The organism is Streptomyces sp. NRRL S-350, assembly GCF_000719705.1.
Classification (GTDB): Bacteria; Actinomycetota; Actinomycetes; order Streptomycetales; family Streptomycetaceae; genus Kitasatospora.
On the sequence record NZ_JOHO01000001.1, the window covers coordinates 126,259 to 138,701 of the forward strand.

Annotated in this window: 11 protein-coding genes; all 11 read right to left on the reverse strand. The window is 72.3% G+C overall.

The features are described 5' to 3' along the window. Positions 1-18: 18 nt before the first annotated feature. Positions 19-972 (reverse strand): NUDIX hydrolase, encoded by a 954-nt coding sequence (locus tag IF30_RS48965; protein WP_051708955.1) that lies wholly within the window; start codon positions 970-972, stop codon positions 19-21. Then, positions 969-1,439 carry a GNAT family N-acetyltransferase gene (locus IF30_RS47430; RefSeq protein ID WP_030230337.1) on the reverse strand — a complete coding sequence of 157 codons (471 nt, stop codon included), beginning with the start codon at positions 1,437-1,439 and terminating at the stop codon, positions 969-971. The genes IF30_RS48965 and IF30_RS47430 overlap by 4 nt, the downstream gene beginning before the upstream one ends. A 92-nt stretch (positions 1,440-1,531) precedes the next feature. Beyond that, positions 1,532-4,000: an ATP-binding cassette domain-containing protein gene (locus IF30_RS0100630; protein WP_078891038.1), complete on the reverse strand. Its 2,469-nt coding sequence runs from the start codon at positions 3,998-4,000 to the stop codon at positions 1,532-1,534. A 115-nt stretch (positions 4,001-4,115) separates the two neighbouring features. Further along, positions 4,116-4,952 carry a class I SAM-dependent methyltransferase gene (locus IF30_RS0100635; protein ID WP_030230341.1) on the reverse strand — a complete coding sequence of 279 codons (837 nt, stop codon included), beginning with the start codon at positions 4,950-4,952 and terminating at the stop codon, positions 4,116-4,118. Further along, complete coding sequence (locus IF30_RS40795; RefSeq protein WP_030230343.1) at positions 4,949-5,482, reverse strand: HIT family protein; 534 nt, start codon at positions 5,480-5,482, stop codon at positions 4,949-4,951. Before IF30_RS40795 ends, IF30_RS0100635 begins: the two co-directional genes overlap by 4 nt. Before the next feature lie 49 nt (positions 5,483-5,531). Next, positions 5,532-5,681: a hypothetical protein gene (locus tag IF30_RS47435; protein WP_158834629.1), complete on the reverse strand. Its 150-nt coding sequence runs from the start codon at positions 5,679-5,681 to the stop codon at positions 5,532-5,534. Then, complete coding sequence (locus IF30_RS0100650) at positions 5,678-6,934, reverse strand: methyltransferase (protein WP_234322529.1); 1,257 nt, start codon at positions 6,932-6,934, stop codon at positions 5,678-5,680. Before IF30_RS0100650 ends, IF30_RS47435 begins: the two co-directional genes overlap by 4 nt. A gap of 62 nt (positions 6,935-6,996) precedes the next feature. After that, the gene (locus tag IF30_RS0100655; RefSeq protein ID WP_030230347.1) at positions 6,997-8,370 is read right to left on the reverse strand and encodes an MFS transporter; all 1,374 of its coding nucleotides are present in this window, start codon (positions 8,368-8,370) and stop codon (positions 6,997-6,999) included. A 102-nt stretch (positions 8,371-8,472) separates the two neighbouring features. After that, entirely contained in the window at positions 8,473-9,942 is a 1,470-nt protein-coding gene (locus IF30_RS0100660; protein WP_030230350.1) for an NUDIX hydrolase, read from the reverse strand. Between the two features lie 449 nt (positions 9,943-10,391). Continuing rightward, positions 10,392-11,261, reverse strand: a complete 870-nt coding sequence (locus IF30_RS0100665) for an endonuclease (protein ID WP_030230353.1) — start codon at positions 11,259-11,261, stop codon at positions 10,392-10,394. Further along, positions 11,258-12,313, reverse strand: a complete 1,056-nt coding sequence (locus IF30_RS0100670; RefSeq protein WP_234322530.1) for an aldo/keto reductase — start codon at positions 12,311-12,313, stop codon at positions 11,258-11,260. The genes IF30_RS0100665 and IF30_RS0100670 overlap by 4 nt, the downstream gene beginning before the upstream one ends. Between the last annotated feature and the right edge of the window lie 130 nt (positions 12,314-12,443).

Sequence of the window (12,443 nt, forward strand, 5' to 3'; positions counted from 1 at the left end):
CTCAGGTGGGCCGGGCGGTCAGCGGACAACGTAGGCGGGGGCACCGGTGCGCAGCGCGCCGAGGACGGCGAGCGTGAGGTCGTGGGCGTGCGGGTCGTCCAGCTGCTTCAGCCCGGCCTCGGTGACGGTGACGACCTCGTCGTGCTCGTCCGGGTTGAGACGGATCGCGGCGAGCTGCGCCGGGGTGAGGACCCCGCCGAGGAACACGAATCCGATCTTGGTCGGCCAGCCGGCGCGGGGCTGCTCGACCACCGTGGCCACCAGTGGCAGCAGCTCGGTGGCGGGGGCCAGGCGGATGCCGGTCTCCTCCCAGGTCTCGCGTACGGCCGCGTGGAGCGGGGTGGGGTCGGTGAACTCGACGTCCCCGCCGGCGTACTGAAGTCCCTTGAGCGGGTTGGTGGAGCGCAGGAGCACGGCCTCGCCGGTGACGGTGGTGAAGAAGAGCGCGCCCCACATGGGGGCGGCCGGGATGCTGGCGAGGTAGGCGGGCAGGGGCTGGTAGCCGGGGTAGGGCTTGGGCTGGGCGGTGTGGCGCGCGATCAGGTCCCGCTCGTGGTCGGCGAGCCGGTCGGGCAGCTCGGCGGGCAGTACCCACTGGTGCGCGTCGTGCTCGGGGCTGAGGACGACGTCCGGGTCGTGGTCGACGACGGCGGCGAAGAGGAACTCGCGCACCCGCAGCCTGCGGGCGTTGTCGTAGTCGTGGAAGCCGAGGTAGGCGGTGAACCGGACCGCGCTGATGCCGGTCTCCTCGCCGAGTTCGCGCCTGGCGGTGTCCAGCACGCTCTCACCCGCCTCGACGCCGCCGCCAGGCAGCTCCCACAGCCCGCCCAGCAGCGTGGTCGCCGCGCGGCGCACGAGCAGCAGCTTCCCTCGGCGGTTGACGAGCAGCACCGAGGTGGCCGGGCGCTGGATGCCGGCGGCCGCGGCGTCGGCGAGCAGGTCGTGCGGCGGGTGCTGGTCGGTCGAGGTCACGGGGCGCTCCAGGTCATCGGGGCCGGGCCCGCCATGGTGGCGTAGCCGAGCGAGCGGTAGAGGGGCTCGGCCTCCGGGGAGGCGGTGAGGTTGATCTGGCCGCAGCCGCTGGCGGTCAGCCAGTCGTGCACAGCCGCGACGACGCGCCGGGCGTGGCCTTGGCGGCGGTGGTCGGGGTCGGTGGCGACGGAGGCGATGTGCCCGACGTGCGGGCCCTGCCCGGGCCGGGGCATGCGGTCGGCGTACTGGCCCACCGCGCAGGAGAGCAGTCGTTCCGCGCCGTCGTCGATGACGAACGCGGCGAAGCGGTCGCCGGGTAGGCGTTCGGCGAACCACCGCTCGCACTCGGCACTCCAGGACTCCGGCGGGACGATGCCGGCGGAGTGGAGCATGACCAGGCGCAGCCGGGTGAGCTCGGCGGCGTCGGTGGGCAGGGCTTGGCGCGGGCTGCGCGGGGGGTGCTTCACGGGGCGGTTCCTCTCCTGGAGCGACGCGTGGCGGGGCCTTGGTCAGCGGCCTGCTCGGTGTTCGGCTGGGCCGGTTGGGGTTGCCGGTGCCGTCAGGCGGCGTCCTCCCGGTCGGTGCCGGTGCGGTAGGCGGCGGCCTGAGTTTCGAACATGGCCGCGTAGATGCCGCCGAGGGCCATCAGTTCGTGGTGGGTGCCGGATTCCGCGATGCGGCCCTCGTCGAAGACGAGGATCAGGTCGCAGGCGACGGCGGGGCCCAGGCGGTGGGAGACGAGAACGGTGATGGTGTCCGGGCCGGCGTAGTCGTCCAGGACGGCCTGGAAGAGCTGGTGCTCGGCGAGGGGGTCCATGCTGGCGGTCGGCTCGTCCATGATCAGCACGGGGGCGTTCTGGTAGAGGCCGCGGGCGCACGCGATCTTGCTCCAGTTGCCGTCGGACAGCTCCGCGCCGCCCTCGAACTGCGGGCTCAGGATGGTCATCCAGTCGTGGTCGAGTCCTTCGATCACCCGGTCGGCGCCGGAGGCGCGTACCGCGCGCAGCGCGCGTTCGGGCTCGGCGGAGTTGATGGTGCCCGCTCCGATGGTGATGTTGGCCAGGGCGGTGAGCGGCCAGTGGCCGGGGTCCTGGAGTACGAGGGCGACCCGGCCCTGGATGCTCTCGCTGTCGTAGTCGGTCACGCTCGTGCCGTCCCAGTGCACGCTGCCGGAGGAGGGCTCGTACAGTCCGGCCAGAATGCGGCTCATCGTCGACTTCCCCGAGCCGTTGCGGCCCACGAAGGCGACTTTCTGTCCGGCCCGCAGGGTGAAGCTCACGCCGTGCAGGGCCTGTTTGCCCTGTGGGTAGGAGAACGCGACGTCGGTGACGGTGATCTCCTTGACCGCGGCCGGCGCCGGACGCCCGGTCGTACGCGGCAGCCGGCGGCGGCAGGCGTCCTGGAAGTCCGCCAGGTCCCGCACCCACAGGCTGTTCTCGAACACCTGGTGAGCGGCGATGACGACCCGCAGCAGGGCGCTCTGGCTGGCTTGGATGGCGAAGTACGCGCCGCCGCCGGCCGCGAGCGGCAGCCAGCCGGCGCCCAGCATCCACGCCAGCACCGCGTAGGTGGCGAACAGGCCGATCCCGCCGAGCGCACGCCCGACCAGCGCGGTGCGGGCCTGCTCGGTCCCCAGCGCGACCTCCTCGTCGCTGATCCGGGTCGCGAGCGCCTCGTGCTCGGACAGCAGCGCGCCTTGGGCGGTGGAGGTCCGCAGCTCGGCCGCGGTGTCCCGCTCGTACAGCACCCACGAGAAGTGCAGGATGCGGCGGCGCAGGCTGCTCTGGCGCACCGCCGAGAGGTAGCCCTTGCGCACCGAGGTGACCGACGCTGCTCCCTTGGGCAGCACCGCGGCGAGCAGCAGGACGAGCAGAAGCGGGTGCAGGACCCCCAGCACCCCGGCGGCGCCGGCCAGGGCGAGCAGCGCCGAGACGAGCTCGATCGTCTTGCCGACCGACTCCTTGGCGAAGTACAGGCCCCGGTCGTAGGCGCGCCGCACATCGTCGGCCCACCCCGGGTCGTCCACCACGTCCAGGCCCACGTGGCTGGTCAGGGCCAGCAGCTGCGCCTCGAGTTCCTGGCGTACCCGGGGTCCGAGGCGGGCCTGCCAGTGCGCGATGCCGGTGTCCATCAGCCCGCGTACCAGCAGCAGGCCGGCCACCACCGCCAGGGCCGGCAGCGCTGCGCGGATCCGCGTCCCGCTCGCCCCGTCGGCGAAGATCCGTTGCAGGACGTTGACGGACGCGAGGAGGCCTGCCGAGGCGAGCGCGGCGGAGACCAGCTGGAGCACAGCGACGAGCACGGCCGCGCGCGGGTCGGCCCGCCACGCCGTGACCCACACCTGGCGCACGATCGCCGGCAGGCTTCGAAGGATGGTCAGCAGCCCCGTGCGGGACGCCTGCCCTTCGAAGGTCTCCCAGTACCCCTGGCTGACGTGCCCCGTCAGGTCCCCGCTCTCGGGCGCGGACGCAGCGGAGGCCGGCGGCGCCGGCAGTGCGCTGCGCGGGGCGGGGATGGTGGTGCGGTCGGTCATCTGCACTCCGATGCGTCGTAGGGAGTCGGCCGGTCGTGGTCCACGAGGGTTCAGGGCGTGGGCAGCTCCCAGCTCGGCCCCAGGGCGCCGACCGCCTGGTGGACGGCGCCGGTGAGCACCGGCCGGCGCTCGGCCGGGCTGCCAACTGCGGGCGTACTCACTTCCAGCCCAGCCCAGCTCGGTGTAGGCGCGGCCGGCCCGGATGCCGGCGATCGCGGCCCGGGTGTAGGGGACGAGCTGCTCGGGCAAGTCGTCCGGGTGCCACCACTGCCAGGCCGTGCACCGGTCGGGCTCGCGCAGCTCGGGAGTGCCCTTCCAGGAGCGGACCCGGAAGACCATGCCGAGCCTGGGCTGGGCACCGGGTGCGTCGACGAGGTGGACGGCGTGCGCGAACTGCGCGTCGGCGGGGTCGATGACCAGGCCGGCTTCCTCCATGGCCTCGCGGACCAGACATGTGACGGCGGATTCCTGCTCGCAGTGCCCGGCGCGTGCCACAGACCGCTCGCGTACACGTCGCCGGCCCGACGGGACAGCAGCACTTCCGGGCCCCGATCTCCGTCACGGAGGGCGAGCAGGTGCACGTCCACTGGCACGGTGTGCCGCCCGCCGCTCACGCCTTGCCTCCCGGCCGCCGGGCCAGCAGCACGGTGAACACCGCGTCCTCGACGAGGCCGCCGCGCTCGCTGTACCGCTCCAGCAGCTCCAGGGCTTCGGCTTCGAAGCGGTCGTGACGGCCGCCGAAGAGATCCGGGCGGGCGAAGCTCGTGCTGCGCAGGTAGCCGACGACCTTGGCCGGCGTCCAGACACGGCGGACAGGGAATCGGCGCTCGGTGACCTGGCTGAACGGCGATGCGGCGAGGTCGTCCTCGTACCGCTGGCCCGGTCCGGCATACACGCCGCCGGTGCCAGCGCGGCGCTCCTCGCCCAGGTAGGACTGGATCAGCTGCTTGAGCGCGGACGTCCAGTCCGCGCGGTAGGTCCACAAGCTGCCGTCCCCCATGAACGCCACCGTGGCCTCGGGAGTGGTGACACGGTCGGCCATCTTCAGGACCGCGGCCCGGTCCATCCAGTGGAAGGACCGCGCGCAGGTGATCAGGTCCGCCCGGTAGCTGTCGGACGGGGGCGTGAAGTCCTCGGCCGCCACCGGGTGGAAGCCGGCCGGGCGGCCGCCCAGCAGGGGTTCGAGAGTGTCGGCGGCCTGGCGGAGCATGTCCTGGTCCGGGTCGACCAGGTCCACGCGGTCGATCCGGGGAACGGCCGGGAGTAGAGCGGCGGGCACCTGGCCCGTGCCGGAGCCGAGGTCGAGGAGGGCCGGGCAGTCGGCATCCCGCATCGTGTCAGCGAGGAGCGAGACGGCCTCCGGCGGGATGCCGGGGCGGTGGCGGGCGTAGTCCGCCGCCGTCGACGTGAACAGCCCCTTGGGCTCGTTGTGCGCTGGTGTGGTCATGCTTCCTCCAGCAGTTCCCGCAGCGCAGCGGCGTCGGCCTGCAGCTGTGCCTCGTCCTGGCGTCCGTTGTCGAGGACGTCCCAGGGCAGCGGCCCGCCCGGCGCCGGGTCGGTGTTACCGGCGTATCGGGGGCAGATGTGGCTGTGCAGATGGGGTACGACGTTGCCGAGCGTGGAGAAGTTCAGCTTGATCGGTTCGTAGAAGGCCGTCAGGGCTCTGCCGAGCGTGAGGGTGTCGCGCCAGTAGGCGGCGGCGTCGGCTTCGGACAGGTCGGTGGGCTCGGCCACGTGCGGGGCACCGCGGTGGATGAGCACGCAGTAGCCGCGCAGCCGTCCGCTTCGCCACAGGTAGGCGTTGGCCACTTCACCGCGGCGGAGCAGGAGGCCCCAGCCGATGTCGTCCGCGGAGTAGTCGTTCGCGCACATGGGACATCCGTCGCCGGCGCGGTGGCGGAGGAAGGTCTCGGGCCAGCCGGACGGCACGGCGGGGCTGACGGCTTGGGGGTGAAGAGGGTTTGGTGGCTGGGGCACCCGTAACTCCTTGTTGTTGTTGTGCTGGTGTGGCGGTGGGGCCGGTCTGTCAGAGGTAGCCGTGCTGGTAGGCGAAGGCACGTCCGGCGGCGTCGACGAGGGTGGCCTCGGGGCGGGGCCTGAGCCGGCTGATCGCCCCCGCCCGGTAGATGGGGTCCGGGGGGTGCAGCATGACGGTGATCCGAGGAGGTGCGGTCATGGCGTCTGCCGGGGCACGGCGGCGAGCGGAGGAAGCGTCCAGGCGAGCGCCTTCGGGCCCGCGCCGGAGGTGACGTGCTGGGCCCCCGTGCTGTCGCGGAGGTCGACCCGGTACCGCTCGGGCCGTCCGGCCTGCTCCCAGCGAGCGTAGAGATCCTCGAGTTCGGCCCACACATCACGCGGCCCATGGACTCGGACGGTGCTGTCGCCCGGGCCGGCCACGGCCCAGGAGTCGTCCTCGGGCGCGACGATGGTCATCGTCTCGGTCTGGAAGTCCCGGACCAGACCGGGGGCGAGGTAGGCGGCGGCGAGCCAGAATCCGTAGGCGTCGTCCGGCGGAGGCGTGAGCCGCGTTGACCGTGCCGTGCCGGGGTTGTCCTTGATGCGGGCGCGGTGGTCCAGGGCGTTGAGCCACCGGTAGCCGAGCAAGGGCCGGTACCCGCGTGGCCGGCCCTTCAGGACTGCCTCGACCGTGCCGGCCGCGGTGCGGGTGACGAGGAGTTGTCCCGGCCAGCTCGGCGTACGGGTCGCGAGCGTGGTGAGCAGCCGGCCGCCCGGTGCGAGCTGCTCCACCCACGGCGCCGGGACACACGGCACGCCGATGCCGGAGTGGATCCGGTCGTAGGGCGCCCTCGCCTCGTGCCCTTCGAGCGCGTCACCCTCGATCACCACCGCGCCGACGCCAAGGTGGTCCAAGTTCCGCTGGGCGAAGGCCGCCATGGGGCCGTCCCGCTCCACGCCGGTGGCGAGTCCGGGGCCGGTGATGGCGGCGGCGAGTGCAAGGGAGACGCCGGGGCCCGGACCGAGCTCGAGATACCGCTGCCCGGAACCGAGTTCCATGGCTTGGAGAGCTTCGACTGTGGCGGGGGTGTAGGTGGACATGGACGTCATGTGTCCGCCGGTCACCGGCCCGCGGGGGAGAGCGCCAAGGGGTTCGCCGTCGCGCTGGAGCAGGATCGACTCGTCGCTGTGGATCAGCTCGAGCCACTCCTGACGGTCGTCGGGGTGGGAGCCGTCGAGGAGGCGCCAGTCGATCGGGTCCGCGCCAGGCCCGCTGACCCGGACGTAGGCGTGCGGGAGCAGGATCTCGCGTGGCAGTGCGAGCAGAGCCTCTCGCACGGGACCGCGACCGAGCTCTCCGCTCTCCTCGAGCCGGGCGACCATCGCCGCCCGGGCCGCCGCAGTCTCGAAGGTGTCGGCGGCGGACTGCGGCGGAAGGAGGGGCGCGGCGGGCACGGTGTTGTCGGTCAGCACGGGGCACTCCAGGGGATCGGGTGGTGCGGCAGCTGGAGTCGCCGCCGAGTTCGGCACCTCGTTCATGAGGCATCGCCTCCGAGTGAGCGGTCGTGCTGCCCGTCGTCCGTGCACGCTGCAGTCGGCACGGTGGGAGCGGCGGTCCGGGCTGCAGGAGGCGACGGCAGGTTGGTGCCGGGCGGGTCCGGCATCTTCCGTAGGGCTCGGATCGGGGAGCGGGTGAGGACGACGAGCGGGACCAGCAGCAGGAGGGTTCCAGCGGTCAGGGCGGGCCGGACACCGAGCCACGTGCCCAGTGCGCCAGCGAGGAGCGCGGCCACGGGCCGGGCGCCGGACGTCAGCCAGGTGCTCACCGCCTGCATCCGCGCCTGCATCCCGGCCGTGGTCACGATCTGGCGGATGGATCGCTGAGTGGTGCCCGCGGCACCAGCGCAGGCCAACTGCAGGAACAGCGCCGCCCCGATCGTGATCTGCCAGGCATGGCCAGGGGAGGCAAGCAGCAGCGGGAGCTGGGTCAGAGGGGTGACCGCAAGCGCGGCCAGCATCATCGGCCCCGGCCCGTACCGGCGAGCCAACGCTGGTGCGGTGAGCGCCCCGGCGGCCGCGCCCAGCGCGCCGAGGCCCAGCACCACCCCGAACGCGGTCGCGCTCATCGCCAAGGACCTCAACAAGTAGAGCGCCCAGAGGGTGTTGAGCAGCCCGAGGGCGAACGACGTCGTGGCGTTGACCAGGGTCAGGGTCCACAGCCGGTCATCGCCGCGCACGTACCGCAGGCCCTCGCCGATCTCAGCGCGCAGCCGGCGGGACTCCGGGCGTGCGCGGGTGGGTTCGGCTGTCTGGATGCGGGCGGTGCACACGGCGCTGATCAGGTAGGAGGCGACGTCGCCGAGCAGGGCCCGTGCGGGGCCGAGGAGCGCGGTCAGCGCGGCGCCGAGGTGGCTTCCGGCGGTCGCGGCGACGGCGAACAGCGCGCCGACCCGGCTGTTGCTCCGCTGGATCAACGACCGGTCGACGAGGCTGGGCAGCAGGCTGATGGCCGCCGCGTCGTGGACCACGCTCGCCGCTCCCTGCACCACGGCGACGATCATGAGCTGCGTGAGGGTGAGGGTGCCCAACGCGGCCGCCACCGGCACGGTGGCGAGCACCGCGGCGCTGACCAGGTCGCCGGTGATCATCTGCCGGCGCTTGGAGTGCCGGTCGGCAAGCGCGCCGGCGTGCAGGGCGAGCAGCGCGGGCGGGAGCTGTCCGAGGAATGCCAGCCAGGCGACCTGGGCGGTGGTCGCGTCCAGGTGGAGCACGGCCAGTACCGGCAGCGCCATCTGCGTGATCGAGCTGCCGGCCACGCTCGCGGCCTGGCCGGTCAGGTACCGGCGGAAGTCCCGGTGCCGCCACAGCGAAGCGCCGACGGCGGAGGGGGTCTCAGCGCAGGGCGGCACCGGGCACCTCCCTCGGCTCCGCCAGGAGCCCCCGCAGCACGTACCTCGCCTCGGCGTGGGCCCGCCGGCCGGGTCCGCTACCGGTGCGTGTGCTCACCCTGCTCACCAGCCCAACTGAGAGTAGAGGCTGCCTTCGGCGATCGCGGTGATAGCCGTGCGGGTGTAGGAGACGATCGGGTCCGGCAGCTCGTCCCGCGGCCACCACTGCCAGGTCAGGCACTTGTCGGACTCGCGCACCTCGGGGGTGCCCTTCCACCGGCGAGCCCGGAAAACGAGCTGCATCAGGGGCAGGCTGCCCGGGGTGTCGACGACGTGGACGACGTGGACGAGCTCCACGTCGTCGGGTTCGATGACCAGCCCTGCTTCCTCCCACGCCTCGCGGACCAGGCAGGAGAGCGCGGATTCCTGCTCGCAGCGCCCGGCGAGGTAGTGCCAGGTGTCGCCCGCGTATTTCGAGTCGGGGTGGCGCAGGCCGAGCAGCACCCGACCTTCGGCGTCTTCGAGGTGGAGGTGGACTCCGACGCCGTTCAGCACCACTCGGCTGCCCCCGTCCCACACAGGCGGAGCCGCGGCCGGCTTGTTGTCCGGGGGGTTCTCGGCCGCGTGCTGGCGAATCAGGTCCCGGGTGGCGGGGCTCAGGCGCAGCGGGTCCAGTTCGTCGGGCGTGAACCAGCGCAGCAGCACACCCTCGCGTAGTCGGAGGCGGTCGGGGTTGCCGCGCCACCGGCCGGCGAAGACCTGGACCGGGACGCTGAGCCCGTCGATGCTGGTCGCGGCCTCCAAGGCGTAGGGCTTCACGTCCTCGAGGCGGAGGTCGGGCACCTCCTCGGACAGCTCCCGCAGCAGGGTGCCCTCAATGCTCTGGTCGTCGTGCGTGCGGCCGCCGCCGAGAAGGGCGAACGCCCCCGATTCCCAGATGATGCCGGGCTTGTGGTCGCGCAGATGAAGCAGGTACCCGCCGGCCCCGTCGTGGATCAGCGCGGAGGCGTTCACCGGCTCCGGCCTGCCGTCCAGGCCCTCCGCGAGGAGCTTCGCGCGCAGCGTCGGCGAGGTGACCTCCGGCTGCGGGAGCCACTGGGCGCCGGACACCTCCTCGTCCTGCAGCGCGATCGTCGGCAGCTCCTCGCCGACGAGGTAAAAGACGTAGCGGACGTCATAGTGGCGGTGGGCCGGTTCCCCCTTGGAAGGGCTGGCGTCGATGTCGTGGACGTCGATGTCGATCGGGGAACCGAGCAGCTGCCGGGTCAGACACAGGGCGCCCGGTGGGATTCCAGCTTCCTCGGCCACCTCGCGCAGCGCCGCAGCAAGCAGTGTGCGGTCCGAGGGCTCGATGTGGCCACCGGGGGCGAGCATGAGACCGCCGGTGGCCCGGTGCCGGATGTGCAGGACCCGGCCCTGCCGGTCGATGACGACGGCGCTGCACGTGACGTGCCCGGGCAGCGCCGTCCGGGCGGTCGCGTCGACGGGCCGGTCCAGCGCGGCGAGGAGCTCGGCCAGGGCGTCACGCTCGCCGGGGTGCCGGCCGAGGTACGCCTCGACGGTCCTGCGGATCGCGGTGGAGCTGGGTGGCATGGGAGTCGTCTCGCCTTCGATGTCAGGGGGTGGGCAGGCGGGGGAACAAGCGCCGGTCGGTCAGCTCGCCGTTCCGTAGCCGGTCGGCCTGGCGCCCTGGGGGCCGAGTACGCCGCCGGTCGACGGCGCGATTCCGTACTGAGGGGCGTCGGCAGTGAACTCGCCCCGGGACAGGCCGCGCTTACGGGAAATCAGGTCCTCGTGGGTCTTGTCGCCGCCTGGTTCGACTGGCGTCAATGTGTTCCCCTCTCGTGGACGTGGCGGTGGCGTCGCCGTGCTCAACGACGCCGCATGTTTTCGAGCACCTGTTCCTTTCGGACGCGTTGCGTGCCCTGTGATTCAGCGGAATTCCGAGGGTGCGCAGTGCATCGACCCTTGCCGCGCAAGGGCCTGCGGCTCGGGGGAGGTTGGCCGAAACGCCGACGTTCGGTCGCTGCGGCGGCCGGCTGTCAGCCAGCCCCCGTCGCTGGGGCTTCGCCCTGTTCGCCCGGGGTGGGCGGCAGGCTCAAGCGCAGCGTCATGACCGCGTGGTCGGTCAGCCCTGCTTCGCGGGCTTCCTGGTGGTAGTCGCAGGACAGGACGCGCTCGGCGTGGGGTGTGGAGACGAAGAGGTGGTCGAAGCGGAAGCCGTTGCCCGTGAGCCCGAACCAGGAGTGGGCGACCTCATCGGGGTGGAGGTGGCGGAAGGCGTCGGTGAGGCCGGCGGCCTGGAACGAGTCGTAGAAGTCGTACTCCCAGTTGCCGAACACCTTGTGCGGGGGCTGGTGGCCGCGCTCGATGACGTTGAGGTCCCCGGCCACGATGACGGGCATGTCCGGGAAGGCGGTGAGCAGCCGTGGCAGGCTCTCGGTGACCGCCTCCTGGAAGGCACGCTTGGCGACATTGCGCTGGTCCTTCGGGCCGCGGGAGGGCACGTACAGGCCCAGCACTCCGATGCCGTGGCCGCCGACGGTGACGCGGGCGGCCGGGGCGCGATGGGGTGTGACGGTGACCGGGCTGGGGACCGGCCGGACGTCGCCGGTACGGCAGGCGATGACCGTGCGGTAGTCCGGCGTGGACGGCTGGGGGGCGACCACGGTGGCGTACCCGCGCTCGGTGAGCGCGACGACGAGGGCGTCGCCGCCCTGGGTGGAGGACACCTCGGTGAGGACGGCGATATCGGCGCCCTTCTGGCCGGCGATCCATTCGGCCTGGCGGCGCGAGCGTTCAGCAGAGGCGTGCTGGGCGTTGAACAGCAGCAGCCGCACGGTGTCAGTGGCTGGCTGGTGGACGGGCTCGTCGGTGGCGAGCAGGGACAGCTGCTCAGAGGCGGGGTTCATCGGCCGGTTTCCTTCTCGTCCAGGAAGACCTCGCTGTGCGCGTCCAGGGTCTTCTGGAGGCGGCCGAGGGTGTCGCGGACGAAGGCGAGTTCGTCGTCGGTCAGCGGGGTGCCGACGGCGGTCAGGTTCGCTTTGACCTGCTCGGGGCGGGTGAAGCCGACGAGGACGGCGGCGTTCTCGGCTCGCTGGAGGCACACCTGGAGCGCGACACGCGTCAGGGCGGCCGGGCTGTCGCCGAAGCGTTCCCGGAGCGGGCCGAGACCATCCTGGATGATCCGCAGTGCCTGCGGGGTGAACCACGCCTTGCGCAGCCGGTGGTCGCCGGGCGTGAAGACGGGCGGGTGCTCGGGGTCGTACTTGCCGGTGAGCAGGCCCTGGGCCAAGGGCTTGTTGATCAGCACGCTGGCGCCGAGGGAGGCGGCGAGGGCGAAGATGTCGGGCCGGCCGTCGGCGGGCGGCGGTGTCAGGGCGTTGTAGCGGGCCGCGAGGTAGTCCGGGCGGATCTGCTCGGCGAGGTAGGCGAACCGGGCGTACTTGTCCTGGCGCTTCTCCTTGGCGATGGTGACCCGCTCGGTGGCGTGGCGGTGTGGGCCCCGCATCCCGACAGCCGTGACCAGGCCCTGGCGCTGGAAGTCGCGCATCTGGGCGACAGCCTCCTCCAGGTAGCGGTCGTCGGGCCCGAAGTCGGCGTTGTGGAAGAAGTAGATGTCCAGACGGTCGGTGCGCAGGTTCTCCAGGCTCGTCTCGAGCTGGCGGCGCATGGCCGCGGGCAGGTACGCGTGCCGGGCCGTGCCGCGGTGGTAGCCGACCTTGGAGGACAGCACCACGGTGTCGCGGGGGACCGTCGCGACGAAGTCGCCGATGATCCGCTCGGAGTGCCCGTGCCCATACACGTCGGCGGTGTCGATGAGGTTGGCGCCGAGCTCGTAGGCCTCCTCCAGGCCGTGGCGCGAGGCGGTGTCGTCGGCCGTGCCCCAGCCCATGGGCAGCCCGAGGTTGTCGTCGGAGCCGCCCACGGCCCAGGCACCGATCCCGATCGGATGAACGGACAAGCCGCGGGTGAGCGTGCGGCGCGCGATGGAGGAGGGAGCACTCACAGGAAGTACCTCTTATTTCTCAATTAGTAGCAAACGCTGATGAATCGCTTCGGGGAGTGAGTATGGTGCCTCGGGTGACGACACA